This is a genomic window from Rhodococcus sp. Z13 (genome assembly GCF_025837095.1).
GTDB lineage: Bacteria > Actinomycetota > Actinomycetes > Mycobacteriales > Mycobacteriaceae > Rhodococcus > Rhodococcus sacchari.
Genome location: NZ_CP107551.1, coordinates 1328959 through 1351336, shown reverse-complemented (window position 1 = coordinate 1351336; position 22378 = coordinate 1328959). Strand labels below are relative to the sequence as shown.

Annotated in this window: 21 protein-coding genes; 7 read left to right on the top strand and 14 right to left on the bottom strand. The window is 70.8% G+C overall.

All coding sequences use genetic code 11. The features are described from left to right. Positions 1-3 precede the first annotated feature (3 nt). Together OED52_RS06255 and OED52_RS06250 are read right to left on the bottom strand one after the other, a co-directional pair. Positions 4-1089 carry a cupin domain-containing protein gene (locus tag OED52_RS06255; RefSeq protein ID WP_264153804.1) on the bottom strand — a complete coding sequence of 362 codons (1086 nt, stop codon included), beginning with the start codon at positions 1087-1089 and terminating at the stop codon, positions 4-6. 76 nt (positions 1090-1165) lie between these two features. Continuing rightward, positions 1166-2023 carry an IclR family transcriptional regulator gene (locus tag OED52_RS06250; RefSeq protein ID WP_264153803.1) on the bottom strand — a complete coding sequence of 286 codons (858 nt, stop codon included), beginning with the start codon at positions 2021-2023 and terminating at the stop codon, positions 1166-1168. Between the two features lie 48 nt (positions 2024-2071). On the opposite strand from OED52_RS06250, the gene OED52_RS06245 reads away from it, so the two are divergent. Both OED52_RS06245 and OED52_RS06240 read left to right on the top strand, forming a co-directional pair. Then, positions 2072-3328 carry an MFS transporter gene (locus OED52_RS06245; protein ID WP_413247723.1) on the top strand — a complete coding sequence of 419 codons (1257 nt, stop codon included), beginning with the start codon at positions 2072-2074 and terminating at the stop codon, positions 3326-3328. 50 nt (positions 3329-3378) lie between these two features. Continuing rightward, positions 3379-4575 (top strand): FAD-dependent monooxygenase, encoded by a 1197-nt coding sequence (locus OED52_RS06240; protein WP_264153802.1) that lies wholly within the window; start codon positions 3379-3381, stop codon positions 4573-4575. Positions 4576-4886: 311 nt separating this feature from the next. Here OED52_RS06240 and OED52_RS06235 read toward each other — a convergent pair whose 3' ends face one another. Beyond that, the gene (locus OED52_RS06235; protein WP_264153801.1) at positions 4887-5255 is read right to left on the bottom strand and encodes a hypothetical protein; all 369 of its coding nucleotides are present in this window, start codon (positions 5253-5255) and stop codon (positions 4887-4889) included. On the opposite strand from OED52_RS06235, the gene OED52_RS06230 reads away from it, so the two are divergent. Beyond that, positions 5236-5406, top strand: a complete 171-nt coding sequence (locus OED52_RS06230; RefSeq protein ID WP_264153800.1) for a hypothetical protein — start codon at positions 5236-5238, stop codon at positions 5404-5406. The genes OED52_RS06235 and OED52_RS06230 overlap by 20 nt on opposite strands. Positions 5407-5616: 210 nt before the next feature. Continuing rightward, positions 5617-6276, top strand: coding sequence for an SDR family oxidoreductase (locus OED52_RS06225; protein WP_264153799.1), 660 nt, complete (start codon positions 5617-5619; stop codon positions 6274-6276). Between the two features lie 60 nt (positions 6277-6336). Here the strand turns inward: OED52_RS06225 and OED52_RS06220 are convergent, their stop codons facing one another. From OED52_RS06220 to OED52_RS06185, 8 genes are all read right to left on the bottom strand, one after another. After that, on the bottom strand, positions 6337-8235 hold the full coding sequence (locus OED52_RS06220) for an FAD-dependent monooxygenase (protein ID WP_264153798.1): 1899 nt from the start codon (positions 8233-8235) through the stop codon (positions 6337-6339). Positions 8236-8238: 3 nt separating this feature from the next. Beyond that, a complete protein-coding gene (locus tag OED52_RS06215) occupies positions 8239-9567 on the bottom strand; it encodes an MFS transporter (protein ID WP_264153797.1) in 1329 nt (442 codons plus the stop codon). Positions 9568-9719: 152 nt separating this feature from the next. Further along, positions 9720-10652 (bottom strand): LysR family transcriptional regulator, encoded by a 933-nt coding sequence (locus OED52_RS06210; RefSeq protein ID WP_264153796.1) that lies wholly within the window; start codon positions 10650-10652, stop codon positions 9720-9722. Positions 10653-10702: 50 nt separating this feature from the next. Further along, on the bottom strand, positions 10703-12046 hold the full coding sequence (locus tag OED52_RS06205) for a permease prefix domain 1-containing protein (RefSeq protein WP_264153795.1): 1344 nt from the start codon (positions 12044-12046) through the stop codon (positions 10703-10705). Beyond that, entirely contained in the window at positions 12046-12408 is a 363-nt protein-coding gene (locus OED52_RS06200; RefSeq protein WP_264153794.1) for a PadR family transcriptional regulator, read from the bottom strand. The genes OED52_RS06205 and OED52_RS06200 overlap by 1 nt, the downstream gene beginning before the upstream one ends. 98 nt (positions 12409-12506) lie before the next feature. Further along, the gene (locus tag OED52_RS06195) at positions 12507-13460 is read right to left on the bottom strand and encodes a hypothetical protein (protein WP_264153793.1); all 954 of its coding nucleotides are present in this window, start codon (positions 13458-13460) and stop codon (positions 12507-12509) included. Between the two features lie 55 nt (positions 13461-13515). Continuing rightward, entirely contained in the window at positions 13516-15591 is a 2076-nt protein-coding gene (locus tag OED52_RS06190) for a hypothetical protein (protein WP_264153792.1), read from the bottom strand. 116 nt (positions 15592-15707) lie between these two features. Beyond that, the gene (locus OED52_RS06185; RefSeq protein WP_264153791.1) at positions 15708-15905 is read right to left on the bottom strand and encodes a hypothetical protein; all 198 of its coding nucleotides are present in this window, start codon (positions 15903-15905) and stop codon (positions 15708-15710) included. 323 nt (positions 15906-16228) lie between these two features. On the opposite strand from OED52_RS06185, the gene OED52_RS06180 reads away from it, so the two are divergent. Genes OED52_RS06180 through yidC form a run of 3 tightly spaced genes read left to right on the top strand, consistent with a single transcriptional unit; the run spans position 16229 to position 19156 of the window. After that, a complete protein-coding gene (locus OED52_RS06180) occupies positions 16229-17134 on the top strand; it encodes a beta/alpha barrel domain-containing protein (RefSeq protein ID WP_264154601.1) in 906 nt (301 codons plus the stop codon). Further along, positions 17134-18090, top strand: coding sequence for a glycerate kinase family protein (locus OED52_RS06175; RefSeq protein WP_264153790.1), 957 nt, complete (start codon positions 17134-17136; stop codon positions 18088-18090). Before OED52_RS06180 ends, OED52_RS06175 begins: the two co-directional genes overlap by 1 nt. 13 nt (positions 18091-18103) lie before the next feature. Continuing rightward, positions 18104-19156, top strand: a complete 1053-nt coding sequence (yidC, locus tag OED52_RS06170) for a membrane protein insertase YidC (RefSeq protein ID WP_264153789.1) — start codon at positions 18104-18106, stop codon at positions 19154-19156. 21 nt (positions 19157-19177) lie between these two features. Here the strand turns inward: yidC and OED52_RS06165 are convergent, their stop codons facing one another. The 3 genes from OED52_RS06165 to OED52_RS06155 all read right to left on the bottom strand — a co-directional run bounded on the left by OED52_RS06165 (position 19178) and on the right by OED52_RS06155 (position 22348). After that, a complete protein-coding gene (locus tag OED52_RS06165; RefSeq protein WP_264153788.1) occupies positions 19178-20164 on the bottom strand; it encodes a hypothetical protein in 987 nt (328 codons plus the stop codon). Between the two features lie 82 nt (positions 20165-20246). Then, positions 20247-20762 carry an LppA family lipoprotein gene (locus tag OED52_RS06160; protein ID WP_264153787.1) on the bottom strand — a complete coding sequence of 172 codons (516 nt, stop codon included), beginning with the start codon at positions 20760-20762 and terminating at the stop codon, positions 20247-20249. Further along, positions 20759-22348: an alpha/beta hydrolase family protein gene (locus OED52_RS06155; protein ID WP_264153786.1), complete on the bottom strand. Its 1590-nt coding sequence runs from the start codon at positions 22346-22348 to the stop codon at positions 20759-20761. Before OED52_RS06155 ends, OED52_RS06160 begins: the two co-directional genes overlap by 4 nt. Between the last annotated feature and the right edge of the window lie 30 nt (positions 22349-22378).

The window sequence follows — 22378 nt, the reverse complement described above, 5'->3', positions numbered from 1 at the left end:
GGGTCAGGCTCCTTCGGAGATGATGGTGCGGTTGAAATGCAGACGCTCGACGATCGGCGCGTCGGAGAACGCGAACAGGTCGACGCCCTTGTCGGTCTCGAGCGACCACTCCACCCAGGACGGGACGACGATCATGTCGCCCTTGGTGACGTCGTGGCTCTTGTCTGCCAGATGGAAGCGGCCTTCGCCTTCGAAGACCTGGAAGACCACCGAACCGACGTCACGACGGGCGCGGGTGTGCGCGCCGGCCCGCAGCCGGTGGAACTCGGCGCGGATCGTCGGCATGACGTCGCCGCCGGTGGTGGGGTTCGTGTAGCGGACCGCGGCGTGGCCCGGCTCGGGGGTTGCGGCGTAACCCTCGTCCTCGAGGGCGAGCTGCTCGTTCAGCGCGCGGTCGGTGTGCTCCCAGCGGTAGCAGGCGATCGGCGAGCTGGACTTGCGGTCGAGGCCGACCAGCGGACGCAGGCCCGGGTGGACCCACAACCGCTCCGAACGGGAGATGTCGGGGGTGCTCTCGTCGGTCACACCGTCGGAGCCGAACTCGAAGAAGCCGGTGTCGGTGTAGTGGACGAACGGGATGTCGAGACCGTCGATCCACGCCATCGGCTGGTCGGTCTCGTTGTGGTGGCCGTGGAAGTTCCAGCCCGGAGTCAGCAGGAAGTCGCCGCGCCGCATGGCGACCGGATCACCGTTGACGACCGTCCACACGCCCTCACCCTCGACCACGAAGCGGAAGGCGTTCTGCGAGTGGCGGTGTTCGGGAGCGGTCTCCTTCGGGCCCAGGTACTGGATCGCCGCCCACAGCGTGGGGGTGATGTAGGGGACGCCGCCGAGGCCCGGGTTCGCCAGCGCGATGGCGCGGCGCTCGCCGCCACGGCCGACCGGCACGAGATCACCGGCGCGCTGCGCCAGCGGGTAGAGCGTCGACCACTTCCAGACGAAGGGCACCGCCTTGGAGGTGGGCGCCATCGGCATGAGGTCGCCGAGCTGGGTCCACAACGGATTCAGGTTCTCCGCCTCGAAGTCGTCGTACAGCTTCCGGAGCTCGGGATCGATCGGCTCGGCAGCGGTCGGCTCGGTGGCAGTCATGGTTCTCCTCTCGGCAACGGTGCAGCGTTGTCCGGCGCTGTCCCCACGCTAGGTGCCCCCGACCCCCCGAAGCCATCTATTTCTGCTGTGCGGAATTCTGGACGTCCGATCCGGCAATATGGGCGACGTCGACCTCGATCCCGCGCACCGCCACCTGCATCTGGGAGACCAGCCGTCCCCTCAGATGCTGGCGATAACGGGTGACCGGCACGGCCACCGTGATCGCCCCGATCGCGACACCCCGGCCGTTGCGGATGGCCACCCCGAAGGCCGCGACGCCCTCCTCCGTCTGCTCGACGTTGACCGCGAAACCGACGTTGCGGGCGGCCTCGAGTTCGTGCACGAACTCCTCGAACTCCCCGATCGCCATCCGCCGGTCGGACTCGTAGGCCGGGGTCGGTCCCTGCCCGATGTGGGGCTCGTCGGCGGGGCGGAGATAGAGCTGCTCGAGCACCGGTCGAGGCAGTTCCGCGAGCAGGATGCGGCCGCCCGCGGTGAGCTCCGCAGGCAGCACCTGACCTCGTCGATCGCCCACACGCAGGATCGATGCCGCTTCGGCGGTCCAGAGGAAGCGGGCCTGCGAGCCGACGCGGATCACGAGGTTGACGGTCTCGTCGGTGAGCGCAGCGAGCGCTTCCATGTGCGAGCGGCAGATGTCGGTGAAGTCCCGGGTCCAGCCCTGCCGCGCCGGCCCGACCCCCAGCGCCGGGCCCGGGTGGTACATCCGTTTCTCGTCCTGCACCGCGAAGCCGCGGTAGACGAGCATGGCGAGCAGACGGTGTGCCGTCGACGGGGCCGTCCCGAGTTCCCGGGCGGCGTCCTTGAGCCGGATCGCTCCCGCATCCCGCAGCAACTGGAGCAGGCGAAGGGCGTTGTCGACCGACTCCAGCATGTAGGTGGGCTTGCGGATCGTGCCCATCGGTTTGTTCTGCATAGCAGAACTTTATTGCATCGTCCGGTTCCGCGCGCCCACCGTTGAGGAATGCATCCTTCCCACGAGACCTCGCCGAGCCGGGCCGGCGGGAGCATCACCCTGCCCCGCGCCCACATGATCGCGGTGATCGTCTGCTGGCTCTTCGTGGTCTTCGACGGCTACGACCTCATCGTCTACGGCAACGTCATCTCCAGCCTCCAGGACGAGTGGGGAATCAACGCCTCGACCGCCGGCACCCTCGGGAGCCTCGCGTTCGTCGGCATGATGATCGGCGCGGTCCTCGCGGGCCGGATCTCGGATGCGATCGGACGCAAACAGGCCGTCATCGGATGCGTCGTCGTCCTGTCCGTTTTCACCACCCTCTGCGCCGTGGCCCCCGGACCGGTGCTCTTCGGCATCATGCGCCTGATCGCCGGCATCGGACTCGGCGGCCTCGTGCCGACCTCGAACGCCCTTGCCGCCGAACTCGTTCCGGACAAGTGGCGCGCCGCCGTCGCCACCATGATGATGTCCGGTGTCCCGATCGGCGGTTCCATCGCCGCGCTCGTCGGCATCCCCGTCATCCCGAACTGGGGCTGGCGCCCGATGTTCGCGTTCGCGCTCGTCCCGCTGCTGGTCCTCGTTCCGCTCGCGGTCAAGGTGCTGCCGAAGCACGAGGCACTCGAGACCCATCCGGACAACTCCGAGGGCGGCTTCAGGAGCCTGCTCGGTTCGCAGTTCCGCACCGTGAGCATCATGTTCGCCGCCGTCACCGTGGTGACCCTGCTGGCGTGGTACGGCCTGGGCACCTGGTTGCCGAAGCTGATGCAGGGTGAAGGTACCGATCTGGGCAACGCCCTGACCTTCTCGCTGGCCCTGAACCTCGGCGCCGTCGCCGGTTCGTTCATCACCGCCTGGGGCGGGGTGCGCTGGGGTTCGGTGCCCACGAGTATCGTCGCGGCCTTCGTCGCCGGTGTGGCCCTGCTCCTGCTGCTGACCGACCCGCCGGTCGCCACCGTCTACCTGATCTTCGTGCTCGCCGGTGTGGGTACCCACGGCACCCAGGCCCTGATCATCGCGGCGGTCGCCTCGTACTATCCCGATCACCTCCGCGGCACCGCCCTCGGCTGGGCCCTCGGCGTCGGCCGCATCGGCGCCGTCGCGGCCCCGCAGATCGGCGGCTGGCTGCTCGCCGCCGGCCTCGGTGCGCACTCGAACTTCGTCCTCTTCGGCGTCAGCGCGCTGATCTCCTCGCTGCTGCTGACGGTGATCTGGAAGAAGTTCCCCGCCCGTCACGAGACGGTGCGCCCCCTCGCCGCTCACTGAGCGGGATCCCAGACCACTTCTACCCCGCTTTCACGACCCGAAGGAGTGTCATGTCCGCACTGAAGGACGCACGAGTTCTCATCGCCGGTGGCGGCATCGGCGGTGTCGCCAACGCCCTCGCCCTGGCCCAGAAGGGCGCTCAGGTCACGCTGTTCGAGCGTGCACCCGAGTTCGGTGAGGTCGGTGCCGGTCTCCAGATCGGCCCGCACGGCTCGCGCATCCTGCAGTCGCTCGGTGTGTACGACGAGGTCATCGCCAAGGGCGTGCTGCCCAAGAACCTCGTCTTCCGGGACGCCGTCACCGCGGAGATCCTCACCAAGGTCGACCTCGGCCGCGACTACCAGCAGCACTACGGCGGCGTGTACTTCGTCGTGCACCGTTCCGACCTGCACTCGGTGCTGGTCGCCGCGGCCCGCGCGGCCGGCGCCGACCTGCGCACGAACTGCACCGTCACCGACGTGGTCACCGAGGGCGACACCGTGCGCGTGATCCTCGAGAACGGTGAGGAGCACGTCGGCGACGTCGCGCTCGGCATGGACGGCCTGCACTCGCGGCTGCGCCCGAAGCTGTCCGACGACAAGCCGGTCGGTTCCGGATACGTCGCCTTCCGCGGTACCTTCCCGATGGACGAGGTCCCGCTCGACGAGGAGATCGAGGACGTCGTGGGCTACATCGGCCCGCGCTGCCACTTCATCCAGTACCCGCTGCGCCAGGGTGAGATGCTCAACCAGGTTGCGGTGTTCCAGTCGCCGGCCTTCCTGCGCGGTGAGGAGATGTGGGGCAGCCCCGAGGAACTCGCGCACGCCTACGACCACTGCCACGAGAGTGTCCAGAGCGCACTGAAGTACCTGTGGACCGACCGGTGGTGGCCGATGTTCGACCGCAACCCGATCGACAACTGGGTCGACGGCCGCATGATCCTGCTCGGCGACGCCGCGCACCCGCCACTGCAGTATCTGGCCTCCGGCGCCGTCATGGCCCTCGAGGACGCCAAGTGCCTCGCCGACTACGCCGCCGAGGATCTGCAGGGCGACACGAAGAACTGGCCGAAGATCCTGCAGGACGTGAACGCCGAGCGCGCTCCGCGCTGCAACCGCATCCTCACCACCGGCCGCATGTGGGGCGACCTGTGGCACCTCGACGGCGCCGGCCGCGAGGCCCGCAACGAGCTGTTCCGCACCCGTGACACCTCGAGCTACAAGTACACCGACTGGCTGTGGGGCTACAGCTCCGATCGCAACCGCTGATCGGTTCCCTTCCCTCCGGATGCCACCCGTGATCCCCGGATCACGGGTGGCATCCGTCCTTTTCCGTCGCGCTCGTTCGCGCGTTTTCGTTCGTGCGGGGCTACCGGCACCACCCGCGGCGGGCACATACCGGGGCAATGACCGCGTCGCACGTGGCGAGCGTCCTGATCGTCACCTTCGAAGGGGCGGCAACCATCCCCGGAATTCGCGGTGGGACGTGAGCTGTGCCGTCGCGGACACCGGGTGCGGGTGCTCGGCCACGAGTCGCAGCGCGCCGCGGCGGAGGCCGTCGGTCTCGGATTCCGTTGTTGTCACAACTCCCCCGAGTGGACTCCCACATACAGCTGAGCACCCCGTCCGTGCTGCGGATGCTCGTCGCGATGACGACCTCGCCGCAGGTCGATCGCGACGTGCACGACGAGATATCCCGGGAGAAGACGAATCTCGTGATCGTCGATGCCGTGTCGTTCGGTGCGCTCGACGCCACGGCACGCACCGGGGTGCGTCACGCGGTGCTGTTCCACACCATCTACGCGATGTTCGACGGGTCGTACCGGCACGGGCCCGCCGGAATCGCCGCGCGGGCAAGGGGTCTCGACGCCGACCTGCTGCTGGTGTGCTGCGATCCCCTGTTCGACCCCGCTGCACGTGGAGACCGTGGTGACGACCGGGCCGGCCATCGATCCCGCGGGCCTGCGGGTTCCGGCGAATGCGACCGTGCACCGGTACGTGCCGCACAACGAACTCGTGCCGGAATGCTCGGCGGTCGTCGGGCACGGCGGGCACGCCACGGCGTTCCGGGACTCGCCCACGGGCTGCCACTGCTCGTGATACCGATGTCCGGCGTGACCGACCAGGCCATGATCGGAAAGACGGTGGAAGCCGCCGGAGCCGGGAGGACCGTACGGAAGACGGCCTCTTCCGCGACGATTCGGGCAGCACTCGACGATCTGCTGTACTTCGGCGGGTACGGGACGGGATTCACCGCGACGCGTTCGGGGCATGCTGGTCGGGTACCGAACATCGTCGTCAGGAGGACCCATGGCACGGATCGCACTCTTCGGAGGCCACGGCAAGGTGGCGTTGCACCTCGAGCGGTTGCTGGCCGAGGCCGGTCACGAGACCAGTGCGTTCATCCGCAATCCCGACCACGCCGACGACGTCCGCGAGGCCGGCGCCACCCCGGTGGTGGCCGACGTCGAGAAGCTCGGTCTCGCCGAGCTCACCGATCTGGTGAAGGGACACGACGCGGTCGTGTGGTCGGCGGGTGCCGGAGGCGGCGACCCGCAGCGCACCTACGCGGTGGACCGCGACGCCGCCATCGCCTCGATGACCGCCGCGCAGCAGGCCGGGGTCCGCCGGTACGTGATGGTCTCGTACTACGGTTCGCGCCCCGATCACGGCGTGCCCGAGGACAACTCCTTCCATGCCTACGCGGAGGCGAAGGCCGCTGCCGACACCCATCTGCGCGGCACGGACCTGGACTGGACGATCCTCGGCCCGAGCGCCCTGACGCTCGATCCGCCCACCGGCCGCATCGAGATCGAGGGGCACGGCGCGCAGGACAAGGGGAAGGTGAGCCGCGCCGACGTCGCCGCCGTGGTCGCCGCGGTACTCGAGCGTCCCGGTACCGCGGGGCGGACGATCGAGTTCAACAACGGCGACACCCCCATCACCGAGGCACTCGACGGCCTCGGGTGACGGCGAGGCCCGGACACCGCGGGGTGTCCGGGCCTCGTCGTGCGGCCGCGCAGGAGGGGGTCAGACCTGCGGAGCCAGCTCCTCGACACGCACCGGGGAGGTGTCCGCGGCGGCGGCGATGGCCTCCTCGAACTGCCGGTGGTCGACCTGGGAGCCGAGCATCAGCGCCAGGCGGGTGAGGAAGCCCTCCCGGTCGTTCTCGGCGACCTGGTCCAGAGCCGTCGACAGACCCAGCCACACGTTCTCGCGGTGCTGCTCCTCCGGGGTGGTCTGCTCCGCCGGACGGGCGGGCAGCTCCGGGCCTTCGGGGGCGGCACCGGCGCGCAGCGGCCCGGCGACAGCGGCGACCTCGGCGGCCGGGACGCGGCACAGCAGCAGCCCGTCGGGCCGGACCACGAAGGCCTCGCCGGCCGTCGCGCCGAGCGCCTCGACGAGATCGGGGGCGTCGATCGACGTGGCGCCCTCCACCTCCGGGGAGTCGACGACGAGGGTGCGGAAGCTCTCCGGCTCGAAGGCCTTCGCCAGCTCCGCGGTGGCGGCGACCAGCGCGGTGGCACCGGCCTCGTCGAGACCGAAGCCGATGACCGCGAAGCCGTTGCCGCGGGCCACGTTGAGCGAGGACTCCTCGCCCGCGACGCGGATGCGGCGGTCCTCGACCGGGTCACCGGGCAGCACGCCCTCGGTGCCGGGCGCGACCGACCAGGTCAGCGGCGACAGGCGGGCGTGGGTGGCGCTGGACTGACGCGGGTTGATGAGGTGACCGAACTCGGGGCGGCCCACCGCGAGGGCGAGGATCGCGTCGCGGGTGGTGCGGTAGCCGTGGCTGCCCGGGCTCATGATGAGCGTGGACTTGCCGGCGTTGGCGACGTTCTGCTCCCAGGCGTTGTGCCGCTCGAAGGAGTAGGCCTTCAGGATCGACGGTTCGGCGTTGCCGTGGACGACGGCGGCCAGCTGCCAGGCGAGGGTCTCGGCGTCCTCCATGCCGGAGTTGAGGCCGCGCACGCCGAAGATCGGCACCAGGTGGGCGGCGTCGCCGGCGAACAGGATCCGGTCGTGGGCGAACTCGTCGAGTGCGAGGGCGCGGGCGCTGTAGAAGCCCTTCCACTCGAGGGTCCACGGCAGGTCGTTCTGCAGCCAGTCGAGGTGCTTGGCGATCCGGGCGCGGATCGCGTCCTCCTGCGTCTCGATCTCGGCGTCCTCGGACGGGTCGAGCTGGTAGTCGATGCGCCAGATGTTGCCGGGCTGCTTGTGCATGATGATCGTCGAACCGGGGTTGCTCGGCGGATCGAACCAGACCATGCGTTCGGCCGGCAGGTCGGACTCCCAGTGGATGTCGGCGATGACGTAGCGGCCCTCGTAGCTGGTGCCCTGCAGACGCAGACCGGCGAGCTCGCGCATGCGGCTGCGGCCGCCGTCGGCGGCGACGACCCAGCGGGCACGCAGGTGGCGCTTGCCCTCGGCGGTGTCGACCTCGAGGGTGACCTCGTCCTCGCCGCGCAGGATGCCGGCGATCGATGCCTGCCAGTGCAGGGTGATCAGCGGGTTCTTCTCGATGGTGTCGACCATGATCTGTTCGAACTCCGACTGGGAGACGTTGATCATGGGCGGGCGCACGTCGTAGTCGCGCAGGGGCATGCGGAACTGCAGGACCTGCTGGTCGCGGAAGAAGCTGCGGCCACCGACCCACGGCAGCACGATCTTCTCGAGTTCCTCACCGAAGCCGAGCCGGGCCGCGGCCTCGAGGCTGTGCCGGGAGATGCAGATGGCGCGGGAGCCGAAGGAGACCTGGTCCGCCGCCTCGAGGATCGTGACCGGGATGCCGCGCTGGGCCAGGCCCAGGGCGACCGCCATGCCGACCGGGCCGGCGCCGACCACGACGACGGCCAGGGCGTCCTCGTCGGGGGTCATCGAGTCGAAGATCGACGCAGGGTACTTGGGCGGGTGGTAGTAGGTCGACACGGGTCAGGCACCTTCCTCGACGGAGTTGTGGACGGTGGTGTGCCCGGCGGAGGGCACGCGGAGCAGCAGGATGCTGACGAGGCTGATCAGGGCGATGAGCACGAAGTAGCCGGTGATCGACAGCGACGTGCCGGTCGCGGCGAACAGGGAGGTCGCGATCATCGGGGCCAGGCCGCCGCCGAGGATGGCGCCGATCTGGTAGCCGAGCGAGGCGCCGCTGTAGCGGATCTGGGCGGGGAACAGTTCGGCGAACAGGGCGGACTGGGGGCCGGCGCAGCAGCCGAGGGTGAAGCCGAGGCCGAGCATCGCGACGAACATGACGGGGAGCACCGCGGTGTCCATCAGCGGGAAGAACAGGGCCGCGGCCACGACCAGCGCGGAGGACGACCGGATGTAGACGGTGCGACGGCCGACCAGGTCGGAGCGCCAGGCGGCGTAGGCCATGCCGGCCATCCAGAACGGGCACGAGCCGATGAGCAGCATGAGCATCGTGGTGTTGGAGAAGCCGAGGGTCTTCTCGCCGTACTTGAGGACGTAGACCATGTAGGCGTACGCGATGCCGTTGGTGGCGATGAAGGTGCCACCGGCGAGGAGCACGGTCTTCCAGTGCTGGGTCAGCACCTCGATGATCGGCAGCTTGTGCTCGGTGGTGGGGGCGTCCTTGGCGGCCCGGAACTCGGCGCTCTCCTCGAGGCCGAGACGGATCCACATGGCGACGAACACGAGCACGGCGGAGGCCAGGAAGGGCACTCGCCAGCCCCACGCCTCGAATGCGCCGTCGGGCAGGAACGCCGTCAGCGGCAGGTAGACGAGGTTGGCGATCAGCACACCGGCGGGCACACCGATCTGCGGGGCCGCGCCGTACAGGCCGCGCTTGCCGGCCGGGGCGTTCTCGGTGGCGACGAGCACCGCGCCGCCCCACTCGCCGCCAACGCCGAGGCCCTGCACGAAGCGCAGCGCGACGAGCAGGATCGGGGCGGCGACACCGATGGAGGCGTAGTTGGGCAGCAGACCGATCGCGACGGTCGCGAAGCCCATGAGCAGCAGGGACGTCACGAGCATCGACTTGCGGCCGACGCGGTCGCCGAAGTGGCCCATGACCATGCCACCGATCGGGCGGGCGATGAACCCGACGGCGAGGGTGGCGAAGGCGGCCAGGGTGCCCGCGACCTCGGAGGTCCCGGGGAAGAACTGCGGGCCGAGGACCAGAGCGGCGGCGGTGCCGTAGATGAAGAAGTCGTACCACTCGATGGCGGTACCGACGAAGCTGCCGAGCGCGGCTTTGCGCGCGGCCACTGCCGACGCCTGTGGCGTCGCATCGAGAACGGTCATGTATGTGCCCTCCAGGCATTGATCCGGAGGCGTCCGAATTAACGGGCGTTCGGACGCGAGTGGTGATATTTGAGCGCGGTCACATATGTTTGAAAAGCGCACAAAGATGGGGAATATCCCCGGAAATACCGAAGAATGACCGTTCGTGCAGCTCAGGGCGCCGTGAAGCCTCGGTGGGCCGCGACGACGAAGTCCGCGAAGGCCTGGGCGACGCGGCTCGGATGGGCGTTCTTCCGCCGCGCGAGAACGACGTTCACCGGTTCGGCGGGCGGATGCGCGATGGGCAGCAGAGCCAGGGCGTGCCCCTCGTAGGTGATGTCGCCGACGGGACGCTGCAGGAGGAGGGTCCAGCCCAGACCGCGACCGACGAAGGACCGGGCGGTCTCGAAGGTCTGGGTGCGGTAGGCGATCAGGGGCGTGAAACCCGCCTCCGCACACATCCCCAGTGCGTGTCCGGAACTCGGGGGCGCGTCGAGCAGCACCATCGGCTCGTCCGCGAGGTCGCGCAGATCCACCGCCTGCTCCCCGGCCAGGGGGTGATCGGTGGCGAGCAGCACCATCGGTTTGCGCACCGACAGCGCAATCCGCTCCAGCTCCGGGTCGAGGTCGATGTCGTAGAGGAACGCGACGTCGAGGTCGTGGGAGGCGAGCAGACCCGTCAGCCGGTTCTGGGTGTCCTCGTGGAAGTCCACCTGGGCCCGCGGGTGCGCGCGGGTGAAGTCGGCGATGAGCGGCGGCAGGAGGGTGGGCCCGAGCGAGGGATAGCATCCGACGGAGACCCGGCCGACGACGTCGCCCGCCTCCGACCGGGCGTCGCTCTCGAGTTCCGAGGCGTGGTGCAGCAGCAGCTTGGCGCGTTCGAGGACGACGTGCCCGGTGGGCGTGAGCTTGACCCCGCGGGCCCGCTGCCGGACCAGCAGCTTGGCGTCGAGGGCGTGTTCGAGATCGGTGATGGCCGAGGACAGGGCGGAGTGCGACATGTGGATGGCGTCGGCGGCCGCGGTGATGGTGCCCCACTCCGCGACGGCGACGAACGCGGCGAGCTGCCGCATCGTGAACGCGGGGGCGCCGTCCGTCTTCGCCATGGATCCACCCTAGTCCTCGGCCTCCGGGCCCCCGCGCGGAGCAACGGCGATCAGACGAAACGGAACAGTGGCGGGATCGCCACCACGGCGAACATCGCCCACACCGCGTAGACGGGCAGATAGCGCGTCTGCCAGCGTTCGACGGCCGCGAAACCGGAGCGGCCGCGCTGGAAAGAGATTCCGAGCTTCGCCGCCCACAGCAGGTCGACCATGAGCACCAGGTTCAGGCCGAGGGCGGTCACCTTGTTGGCGGTGAACCCGAACTCCGCGATGCGGCCGGCCATGGCGGCGAGCATGAGCACGTCGACGGCCAGGGCCGCGACGATCAGCACGATCTGCAGCAGGTCGAAGACGTTCGGCGGGGCGTACGGGTCGCGGGCCGAGATCGAGTAGAGCAGCAGGCCGAGCACGAGCACGAGGATGAGATCCATGAGGATGAGCAGGCCCCGGTCCACGTCGACGACGCTGTGGGAGGCGACGACCGCGACGAACAGTGCGACGAGCATGAGGATCGTGATCGGCGTGAACACGCGGGTGAGGACGGGTGCGATGTTCTCGACGACCTGCTGCTTCGCCTCGACCAGCCAGGCCGCGACGATCACCGCCCCGGCGGGGCCGAAGGGGATGATCCACTGTTCGAGGAACGGTTCGAGGTCGATGCCCAGCGCGTCGAAGGCACCGGCGGTCAGACCGGTGAGCACTCCCCCGCCGAGCGCGAGCAACGCCAGGTAGACGGCCCATTCGCCGGTGAACCGCACGAAGTCCATGCGCCGCCGGTGCAAGCGCCGGTCGCCGCCGGTGTAGGCGAATCCGACGGCGAACCACAGGACCACCGGGGCATGGATCGCCGCGACGATCTCGGTGGCACCGCCCGGTTCGAAGGGGAACACGTTGAGCACCACGGCAGCGAGAATGAACGGAACAGCCAGTGCGGCAATCGTTCTCGCCGGCATCGTGCGCTTCCACGCGAAGTAGGCCGCGAGGAAGGGCAGGATCAGGACGGCGGCGTTGCGCAGCAGGGCGCTCTCGCTCAGCCACTCGAAGCCTGCGCGCACCGCGAGTCCGGCACCGAGCGCCAGGCCCAGGACGACGGCGAGTTCCCCGGTGCGGCCGGAGTTCTCGCCCCGGTCGGTGCGGGAGAGAACGAGTTGCTTCCACAGCCGGTCGGAGTGTTCCTGCGCGAACTCCCGGGAGAGTTCGTCGACGCCACCCATCCGGCCGACCGCGACGAGGAACGCCTCGCCGTCGGTGAGACCGACGGACATCAGATCGGAGATCTGTTCGCGCAGATGGTCTTCCATCTCGTCGATGTCCGCGGGGGCGATCACCCGATGGTCGGCGACGTAACCGCGCCAGTCGGCGATGCGGGATTCGAGGTGCGCATCCACGGTCATCACACCCACCCCGGCGCCGCGGCGGGAGGCAGCTGGGCCGAGCGCCACACCTGTTGCAGGGCGTCGGCGACGACCGACCACTGGGCGGCGCGTTCGGCGAGCACCGCTCGTCCGGCATCGGTGATGGCGTAGTGCTTGCGGCGCCGGCCGTTGTCGCCGGTGCGCCAGGTGGCCGAGACGTGCCCGGCCCGCTCGAGGCGGTGCAGCAGCGGGTAGAGCATCCCGTCGGTCCACTGCATCTCGCCGCGGGACAGTTCGTTGACCCGTTTGATGATGGCGTACCCGTAGGACTCGCCCTCGGCGAGTATCCCGAGCACGAGCGGGGTCGCGGCGGCGGCGACCAGATCCTTCTCGATGAACATCCCGACCTAATACCTAGTAGTTCTATGGATAGCGGTAACCCTAGCAGAGCTAGGTATTAGAGTCGGGCGGGATCGCCGAGGAACTCCGGCAGGGAGTGTCAGTCGCGGGTGTCGGTGCCGTCCGCCGTGGCAGCATCCGGCGTGGAGGTGTCCGGCTCCGAGGTGCCCGGCGCCGTGGAGGTCTCCGGCCCGGCAGCGGTGTCGTCGGAACGGCTCCACGTCCCGGCCACCCGGGCCCGGCCGCGGTCGAAGACGTCCCCGAGCACACCCCCGACGGCCTTGAGCGGGCTGTCGATGGAGTCGAGGGCCTCCGCGACCACCGGATCCTCGTCGGACAGCCAGCCCGCCTCGTCGGCGCGGCAGGCCCACCGGAAGTCGTCGAGATCCTGCCGCAGCCCGGCCAGCACCCGGGTCGTGCGACCGGAGGACAGGCGGCGCACCACCTCGATCGGGGTGCCCTCCGCGAAGCGGGCGAGCGCGGCACGAGCGCGGCGCAGCAGGACGGCGTCCTGCTCGAAGTGACCGGCGAGCGCGGCACGGGCCTCCGCCACCGGTGCGGTCTCCTCGTTCGCGCGCGCCAGCCGGATCCGGTGCCACAGGAACAGGCAGTCCTCGACCAGGACGAGCAGTTGCAGGGTCTCCCCCAGCGCACCGTCCACGGCGATCTTCTGCAGCAGCTCGACGTGCTCCCCGACGGCATCCTCGGGGTCGAGACCGTCGAGGGACGCCGAAACGTGGGTGCGCAGCAGCGCCACGGTGCGGGTGAGGACCGGCCCCAGGTCCGCGAGCGACACCCAGTCGGCGTCCGGCAGCCCACCGGAGTGGTCGACGATCGCCGCGGCCCTGGTCAGCGCATTGTGGGTGGCGACGACATCGCCCAGATGCGGTGCGCCCGCGAGATCGAGCACCCGCTCGACGAGACCCGGCGCGGCCTCCTCGCCCTCGAGGCGGACGACCGCGGCCTCCACCGAGGCGACGGCACCACCGAGGGCCTGCACGACGGCGTCGGGCGCAGTGGGAACCGGAGCATCGGCATTTCTCGCGTCGATCATTTCTCAATGGTGCTACGCCGGGCCGCCGAACGCACCGTCCTCCGGCGGTCGCGTGTCAGTTCGCGCCGCGCACCCATGCCTGCTCGAGCAGCGCCACCACCTCGGCCTCGCGTCGACCGCGATAGGCCGAGAGAATCCGGCGCGCCCGGGACTCGCCGTCGAGCCCGATCGCCGATGCCAGCGCCGCCGCGATGCCGTCCTCCGGGACGGTCTCCGGCTCGGTGTGCCCGATCAGCGAGAGCGCCTTGCGCAGCGGCTCGGCGTTGTCGGCGACGGTACGCAGCGGCAGGACGTCGAAGCGGGCGTCGGCGCGGATCTCGAGCAGCAGTTCGTTGCCCTCCTCCACCCCGACGTCCTCGAGGAATCGCCGGATCGACGAGAGGGCCGGCGCTGCGCCGGTCCACCGCAGGGTCTGGCCGCCGAGCCGCGAGGCGAGCACGACATGGTGGCCTGGCGCGCACCCGGCGAGCGCGGCCACCGCGGACGGCACCGTGAACTCCGCGCCGCGCAGATGGTCGCGGGTCGCGGGGATCCGCAGCCGCCAGGCGTCGCCGATCCGGTAGAGCCGGCGCGTGCGTTCCGGTGCGCCGACCGGTACCCGGGTGCGGCGCCGGCGGCGCACCGTGCCTTCGACGAGCTCGAAGTCGCCTCCCGCGGCGAAGGTGCGTGCCGAGTCCTCGGAGATGCCGAACCGCTCGACGAGCGCGGCGACAACCTTGTCGAGTTCGGCGACACCCAGCTGGGCGTCGACCAGGCGGGCGATGCGGTTGCGCACCGCGGTGACGGGATCGGCCGCCCAGGTCGCCAGTGCCCAGCGGTCGTCGTCGAGGACGAACCGTTCGTCGTCGGCCAGTTCCGCGGTGAGGGTGTGGGCGTCGGCGTTGATCCCCGAGCGGGCGATGATCTCCTCCGCCGACAGCGGGTCGCCGAGGACCTCGAGAACCTGCGCGGCCCGGCCCGCGAGACCGTCCGCGGGGGTGAGCACCCGGCCCTCGAAGGTGGTGGTGCCGCAGTAACGCATCCACTCCTCGAACTCGCCGTCGGGCAGCGACCACACGTCCTTCACGGCGGCGGGTTCGACCACACCGTTGGGGGACTCGAACTCGGAGAGCAGCCCGCGGGTCTGCTTCTCGGCGTCGGGAAGGTCGGGGACGGCGATCCAGCCGTCGGCGACCTCGAAGCGGTCGTCGAGCCGGTCGAGCACCTTCCACAGCGGTGCGTCGAGACCGGGAACGGTCCTGGTCAGGACGGAATGCTCGCGGACGATGCGGTCGAACGACGCGACCGGCCGCACCTCCGCGCGCAGCGCGGCGAGCAGATCGCCGACGGCGGTGCCGAACGGGAAGGTGGACGGGGTGCCCGGATCGTCGACCTTGCCGACCACCCGTCGACGCAGTGCGTCGCGCTCGGTGGGCGGCAGGCTCTGCAGGTAGTCGACGAGTTCGGCGATCGGGTCCGCGGGTGCAGGGACGGGCAGGTCGCGGGCGGTGAGAGCCCGGATGCGCGCAGCGGCGTCCTGAACCTCCTCGGGTGCGCCCTCACCGATCTCGGCGTGCAGCAGCGGGGCGTCCTCGAGCCCGCGGAGCAGATGCCAGCGGGCGAGGGCGGCGAGGTCGTCGAGCAGAAGCCCGGCGGCCGGGACCTTGGAGGCCCGGGGATCGGCCTCGAGGGTGGCGGGCTCGCGCAGCGTGGTCGCGACGAGCGCGGCGCACACGATCTCCTCCACGGCGTCGCGGTCGGCGCCGCGGACGGCGAGCAGGTCGGCGGGGCTGCGGGTGAACAGCTCGGCGGTCGTGGGCGCGTGCGGGAGCCGGGCGACGAGGGTCGACGCGGCGGGACCGAGATCGAGTGCCGCGACGGGCACCTCGTCCTCACGCAGCAGACCGTCGGCGAAGCGCAGTTCGGGATGGTCGCCGACGTAGATGTGGGCGAGCTCCGCGCAGAGTTCGGGGATCTCGGAGTGCTCGGCGGTCTCGGCCGGCGACTCGGTCTCCCACCACCGCTTCTGCGAGGTGAGCGCCTCGAGTGCGGCGGTGCGGGCGGAACCGTAGCGGTCGAGCCAGGGCATCAGCTCCACCCAGAGACGACTGTCGAGTTCGTCCACCGACAAGGCACGAGACCACAGCGTCACTGAACCGTTGCTCCTCTTCACACGCCCGGCGGGACGGTCGCGGAACGTCCTCCGCGCGAGGCGTCACCACCGGACGCCCGGTTGTCCACCCTACAGTCCGGGTGGTCCGTTACCGGTCAGCTCACGGCGGTGTCGCGGTCGGGTGTGTCACGCGCCTCGGCACGCAACCGCAACAGCACCAGCCCGGCGACCGACGCGACGATGAGCGCGGCGACCGTCGCGTGGACGTGGAGCCGGTACACGGCTGCACCTGCGCCGATCAGTCCTGCCAGCAGAGCGACCCAGAGCAGTACCTTCGCGAGGACCGTCGTCATTTCTCCTCACCTCCAGGCGATGACCAACAGAAGACCGAGGATAGTGGTATGCGTCACAACCACTCCGGAGCTCTTCCGGTGTGTCCGCCGATCGTGTTCACGTTGCAACCCGGGGATACTGGGTCGACTCGAGGGGTCGACTCGAGGGGTCGATTCGAGGGGTCGATTCGAGGACCGGCGATTCGGGAGGCGGAACGGTGACGGACACAGCGGCGGCGAACACGGCCGGGACGAACACGGCTGGGACGAACCCGACGGTGGCGAACACAGCGGTGGCGAACACAGCGGTGGTGGGACGAGGGACCGTCGGGACCGGCACGGACGTGATCCTGCGCGACGTGACCCTCCGCGACGGACTGCAGCTGACCGGCAAGCTGCTGCCCACCGAACGCAAGGTGGAGATCGTCCGGGCGTTGCTCGCCGCGGGTGTGCCCGAACTCGAGATCGGCTCGCTGGCCCGCGCCGACCTGGTGCCGCCGATGGCCAACACCCTCGATCTGGTCGCCGAGCTCGACGAGGAGGAACTGGAGCGCTGCTGGATCTGGGTCGCCACCCCGCGGCACGTGGAGAAGGCGATCGCCGCCGGTGCCCGCCGCTTCCAGTACTGCTTCTCCGTCTCCGACGCCCACAACCGCGCCAACATCGGCCGCGACACCGAGGACAGCCTCGCCGCCATGCCCGCGGCGATCGAACACGCCCACGACGCCGGCGGCAGCATCCAGCTGTGCCTGGCCACCGCGTTCACCTGCCCGTTCGACGGCCCGGTGGATCCCGACCGGGTGCTGGAGATCGCCTGTGACCCGCGCACCGACGGCGCCGCCGACATCGTCGTCGCCGACACCCTCGGCCAAGCCGTGCCCGGCCAGGTGTCGTCGCTGATCGGGCGGGTGCACGCCGAGTCCCCCGGCCGCCGGATCGTCTACCACGGGCACGACACCTGGGGTCTCGGTGTCGCGAACAGCCTCGCCGCGGTCGCGGCGGGCGCCACGGTCGTCGACGGCGCACTGGGCGGTCTCGGTGGCTGCCCGTTCGCGCCCGGGGCGAGCGGCAACACCGCCAGCGAGGACCTGCTCTTCGCGACGCGGCCGTCCTGGCTGACCCCCGAGGTGTTCGGGCAGCTGGTGCGGCTCGGCGAGGACATCGTCGCCGAACTCGACGAGCCGAACCGCTCCCGGGCCCGGCAGGGCGCCCGGTCCGAGGCGGAGGCCTTCGACTGGGTGCTCCGCTGATGCGGGTCCTCGTCGTTCCCGACAGCTTCAAGGGCACGTACACGGCCGCGGAGGTCGCCGAGGCCGTCGCCACCGGCGCCGAGGCCGCCGGGCACGAAGCGGTGCGGATGCCGGTCGCCGACGGCGGCGAGGGCACGCTGGCCGCACTCACCGGCCCCCTCCGGCTCGAACACGTCGAGGTCGAGGCCGTGAACCCCTGGCGGGTGCCCTGCCGCGGCGTGCTCGGGCTGTCGCCCGACGGGACCGCGGTGGTCGAACTCGCCTCCGTCAGCGGCATGACGACCCCGCACGACGGCCCACGTGATGCGGTGACCGCCGACACCTACGGCACCGGGATGCTCATGGCCGAGGCCGCCCGGCGCGGTGCCCGGCACATCGTCGTCGCGGCCGGTGGCTCGGCGACCAGCGACGGCGGGACGGGCGCGATCACCGCGATCCTCGACCGCGGCGGTCTCGGCGACGCCCGGGTCACGGTGCTCACCGACGTCACCACCCGCTACACCGACGCGGCGCGGGTGTTCGGCCCGCAGAAGGGCGCCGATCCCGCCGCCGTCGACCTGCTCACGCGCCGCCTCGAGGCCACGGCCCTGTCGTTGCCGCGGGATCCCCGCGCGGTGGACGGCACCGGTGCGGCCGGCGGTTTCTCCGGCGGGATGTGGGCGCAGTTCGGGGCGGAGCTGCGATCGGGCGCGGAGTTCGTGCTCGACGCGGTCGGTTTCGACGCGGCCCTGGCGGACGCCGACGTCGTGGTGGTCGGCGAGGGCCGGCTCGACAGCCAGTCGCGGGCCGGGAAGATCGTCTCGGCGATCCTCGCACGATGCGGCGGCACACCCGTGATCGCGGTGGTCGGCTCCGTGGGCGACGACCTCGGGGACTATCGTTCCCGTTTCGCCGATATCGTCGTCGCCTCCGACACCGCCGCACTCACGCGGGCCGGTCGCGAGCTGTACTCCTGAGAAGGGACCGGTCGTGCTCGACTTCGTCTACTACCCCGTTTCCGCCGTGCTGTGGTTCTGGCACAAGATCTTCGGGTCCGTGCTCGGTGCGGACAGCGGATTCGCCTGGGCACTGTCGGTGATGTTCCTGGTGTTCACCCTGCGTCTGCTGCTGCTGCGACCGGCGATCGGGCAGGTGCGGACGACCCGGCGGATGCAGCGGCTGCGCCCGCAGCTCGACGCCCTGAAGAAGCACTACGGCGACGACCGGCAGCGGCTGGCACTCGAGACGCAGAAGCTGCGGAAGGAACACGACGTCAACATCCTCGGCGGCTGTCTGCCGCCCCTCGTGCAGATCCCGGTGTTCCTCGGCTTGTACCACGTGCTGCGGTCGTTCAACCGCACCGGAACCGGGCTTGGTCAGCTCGGGATGACCGCCGAGGAGAACGCGAACACCCCCAACTACGTCTTCAGCGTCGCCGACGTCCAGTCCTTCCTCGACGCCCGCCTGTTCGGGGTGCCGATCTCCGTGGCCATCCGCACCCCCGAGACGGTGCTGGAGTCCTTCGGCGCGCACGGCGGTGTCCCCACGGTGGGCAACATCGCGGCGGTGGCCGTCCCACTGATGGTGATCGCGAGCCTGGCCACGCACTTCAACGCCCGCGCCGCGGCCGCCCGGCAGAACCCCGAGCTCGCCAGCCCGGCGACCGTCGTCCTCCACAGGATCTCGATGTGGGTCTTCCCGCTCGGCGCGCTGGTGTTCGGGCCGGTCCTGATGATCGCGGTCCTGCTGTACTGGGTGAGCAACAACCTGTGGACCTACGCCCAGCAGCACCTGGTGTACGCCCGGGTGGAGCGGGAAGAAGACGAGCGGCACCGTCGTCGCGAGGAGCATCGCGCGCAGCAGGCCCCCGAGCACAGCGAGCAGCAGGCCGGTCGGCACCGTGCTCCGGAACCCGAGGAGCACGGCGCGGAGCAGCCCGAAGTTCACGGCGCGGAACGGCCCGGAGATCACGGCGCGGAACGGCCCGGAGATCACGGCGCGGAACGGCCCGGCCGGCACCGTGCGGAGCAGCCCGAGGAGTGACGGGGACGGCGGCGGAGGCCGTCACGGCGTGGTGGGTACCACCGTCGCGCACGGATCCGGCGGGCTCGGGTCCGGATCGGAGACGCGGGCCGGCCACGAGGCCGGTCTGACCGACGCGCACGGATCCGCGGCGGGCGTGCGCTCGGGGTGCGGCACCGGGGACGGCGGCGGCGCGACCGCGGGCTGCACACCGGGTGCGGTGCGTCCCGGTCCTCCCCCGCTCACCACGGCGACGGCCAGTCCCCCGCCGAGCAGGGCGACCAGCGCGACGAGCGCCGCGATGAGAACGGTGCCGCGGTGCCGCCCGGCCGGTTCGAGCACGGGAGCCGGGATCCGGCGCGAAACCGCCGCGAGCGCAGCGCCGGTCGCGCGGTACCAGGGGGTGCCGTGCGGGGTCACGAACGGCACCCCGAGGACGGTCGACAGTTCACGTGCGGCGGCCGCGTCCTCGGGCCGCAGGTCCAGGAAGACCACGGCCTCGGGTGAGCGACCCGCCCGGGCGATCGCCTCGTCCATGGCCTCCGGCAGCGATTGGGTGTAGGGGGTGAACTCGTCCCCGTCGGGACTGACGGTGGACAGCACCGCGCGGGAGGACACGTCGACCATCGACGCGGATTCGACGCCGTAGGTGCGGGTGTGCAGGGCGAGCACCGACAGGCCGGACAGTTCCGGGGCTCCGGCGAGGAAGGCGAGCCGCGCCTCGTCCAGCACGACGACGTCGACCTCGACGTCGGGGCCGAGCACTCCGCGCACGGCCTCCGCGACGGGTTCGGCGTCCTCGTCGTTCTCCGGTCCGGTGACCACTGCGGCGACGGCCGGGGTCACGAAGGCGGACCCGGCGCGTTCGAGCATCACGGTGGCGGCGGCCGCGGCGGCCGCTGCGGGTGTGTCGCCGGGGGCACCGAATCCGCTCTGCGAGTCGAACGGCCCCAGATCGGGGACGTCGGCGTCGACGAGGACCGCGGAGACCTCGCCGTCGTCGACGGAGATGCCGAGGATCGGTCGCATCAGTCGGCCCCTTCACACTGCCAGGACGAACCGCGGTGCCCGGACGGAGCACCGCTCGAACGAGCCTAGCCGACAGGATGGCTCACTCCCGGTAGCAGCCGACCGTGAGTCCGACGGTCGCGGCGATGTAGCTGCCGAATGTGATGTACGACCCGTCCGCGGCGAACAACCGGATCGTGAATCCGGTGTCGGGCGGCAGCACCTGCCGGTCGCGGAAGCCTGCGCGCGCTGCGGTCCGCTCGAACACCGCGGCGGCGCGGTCGAGTTCGGCCACGGGCACGGGAGCGTCCGATCCCTGGATCGGCAGGTGCACGGTCACCCCGGCGGTTCCGTCGGGCAGCGTGCACCCGGCGGTGGTGCTCGCGTAGCGGGGTTCGAAGGCCAGTTCCGGGAATTCGGCGGACAGCGCGGTGAGGACGTCGCGGTGCACGGCGGTGTAGAACTCGACGGCCCCGGTGCTGGTCGCGGCGACGGGTGCGGGTCGCGCCGTGGGGGCGACGACCGTCGTACATCCTGTGGTCGGGATCGTCGCGCACACGACGGTGGCCACGCAGGCGAGAGCGGTCCGGGCCGCATCACCGAGGCGTCGGGCGGTCACCGCGCGCGCCCCATCGGGATGCCGGCGACGACCCCCGCGATGTGGTGGGCGCTGGAGGTACCGGGGTCGAGGTAGGAGCTGTGGCCCGTGACTCCCGCGAGCGGAACGCCCGCCGCGGTGGTGCCGGGCCCGGACGGCAGGTGCACGAGGCCGTCGAGGAAGCTGGGGTCGCCGCCGAAGGTGCCGGTGTCGGCGACGGGATCGCGGGCGGCTTCGACGAGATGCGCCGCGCCCGGCGGGATCCGGAGGTCGGCCGGGTCGCCGGTGCCGATCCCGGGTGCTCCCATGAACACCGCGGCGTCGACATTCCCCGTGTTCTGCAGTGCCAGGCCGGTGACGAGCGCACCGTAGGAATGGCCGACGGTGGTGACGTGCGGGTCGTCGCCACGCGCTGCGGCGAGTCCGTCGAGGAATCCGGTGAGGCGGGGTTCGGCGATCCGCGCCGCCAGATCCGAGACGGGGCTGCGTTCGGTGAACGCCAGTCCCCAGCCCCACTGGGGTGCCTGATAGTTCAGCCAGGTCACGGCGGCGACGGACTCGTCGGTCCGGCCGTGCTCCGCGAGGCGGAGGTGCGCCTCGTCGCGCAGGGCGGCGACGCGCTCGTCGTATCCGATGAGGTTGCCCTGCACGGTGGAGCCCGCGCCGGGTACGAACACCGCGACGTGGTCGGCGGTGTCGACGTCGCCGACGGCGACCGCCGCCATCGCCTCGCGGCCGGACAGGTCGAGGGTGAGCAGTTGCCGGTCGCCGTGGGCGAGGGTCGTCTCGATCGCGTCGAGCGCGGCGAGTTTGCGGCGTGTCTGTTCCAGGCCGGCGTCGGCGTCGGTGAACCAGCCGGGAGCACCGAGACGGTCGAACACGGTGCCGCTGAGGAACGTCCCGTCGAGTTCGGCCTGCAGCCGCGTGGCGACCGCCTCCAGACGATGCCGTTCGGTGTCGAGCAGGGCCCGGTTGGCGAGATCCCGGGCTGTGGCGGGAATCCCGTCGAGACCACCGATGTGCTCGGGACGTTCGGCGATCAGTGCGGTGCGGGTGAGGTCGTCGAGACCGTTCCACCACCGCGCCACCTCCCCCGGATCGGTACCGGCCCCGGGTGGCATCGGAAGTGCAGGCAGGGACCGGGGTGCGGCCGCATGAAGAACCGGGCCGTCCCCGGACTCCGGCTCGCTCCCGGGAATCGGGGCGAGCAGGTCTGTTTCGTGGGCGAGCAGGGCGCTCGCCTCCCGGTCGAGCAGGGCCGCGCGATCGAGGAGGTCCCGCAGGTGCGGGTCGTCGTCCGCGAGGGGGCCGCTGCGAGAACGTAATTCGGCAAGTTCCGCGTGCAGGGCACGCAGCCGTGGCGCGACGAGTTGCGCGTAGCGCCCCACCCGTCGGAACGAATCTGCTTGTGCGGCAATCCCCGTACCTCGATGCTCCAGAGCCTCCGCCGCGCGGTCGTGCGCGTCGCCCGTCCAGCGTCCACCGAAGTGTGCCCGCAGGCGCACCGAGTCGGACACCGCGTCGAGTTCCCCGGCGCAGCGCCCCAACTCGTCCCCCAGCCGGTCGAGCGCGTCCGGATCCCATTCCGTCAGATCGCGTAGCAGCACGATCACCACCCCCTGCCGCGGCAGCCTAGA

Bases quoted from the DNA above. Each gene is read 5' to 3' on its own strand.
- OED52_RS06225 (WP_264153799.1), top strand. From the start codon at position 5,617: ATGGCACGGATCGCACTCTTCGGAGGCCACGGCAAGGTGGCGTTGCAC.
- OED52_RS06210 (WP_264153796.1), bottom strand. From the start codon at position 10,652: ATGGCGAAGACGGACGGCGCCCCCGCGTTCACGATGCGGCAGCTCGCC.
- OED52_RS06195 (WP_264153793.1), bottom strand. From the start codon at position 13,460: ATGATCGACGCGAGAAATGCCGATGCTCCGGTTCCCACTGCGCCCGAC.
- OED52_RS06215 (WP_264153797.1), bottom strand. From the start codon at position 9,567: ATGACCGTTCTCGATGCGACGCCACAGGCGTCGGCAGTGGCCGCGCGC.
- OED52_RS06235 (WP_264153801.1), bottom strand. From the start codon at position 5,255: ATGGCCGGCCCGGTCGTCACCACGGTCTCCACGTGCAGCGGGGTCGAA.
- OED52_RS06175 (WP_264153790.1), top strand. From the start codon at position 17,134: ATGCGGGTCCTCGTCGTTCCCGACAGCTTCAAGGGCACGTACACGGCC.
- OED52_RS06245 (WP_413247723.1), top strand. From the start codon at position 2,072: ATGCATCCTTCCCACGAGACCTCGCCGAGCCGGGCCGGCGGGAGCATC.
- OED52_RS06185 (WP_264153791.1), bottom strand. From the start codon at position 15,905: ATGACGACGGTCCTCGCGAAGGTACTGCTCTGGGTCGCTCTGCTGGCA.
- OED52_RS06250 (WP_264153803.1), bottom strand. From the start codon at position 2,023: ATGCAGAACAAACCGATGGGCACGATCCGCAAGCCCACCTACATGCTG.
- OED52_RS06240 (WP_264153802.1), top strand. From the start codon at position 3,379: ATGTCCGCACTGAAGGACGCACGAGTTCTCATCGCCGGTGGCGGCATC.
- OED52_RS06165 (WP_264153788.1), bottom strand. From the start codon at position 20,164: ATGCGACCGATCCTCGGCATCTCCGTCGACGACGGCGAGGTCTCCGCG.
- OED52_RS06205 (WP_264153795.1), bottom strand. From the start codon at position 12,046: ATGACCGTGGATGCGCACCTCGAATCCCGCATCGCCGACTGGCGCGGT.
- OED52_RS06200 (WP_264153794.1), bottom strand. From the start codon at position 12,408: ATGTTCATCGAGAAGGATCTGGTCGCCGCCGCCGCGACCCCGCTCGTG.
- OED52_RS06255 (WP_264153804.1), bottom strand. From the start codon at position 1,089: ATGACTGCCACCGAGCCGACCGCTGCCGAGCCGATCGATCCCGAGCTC.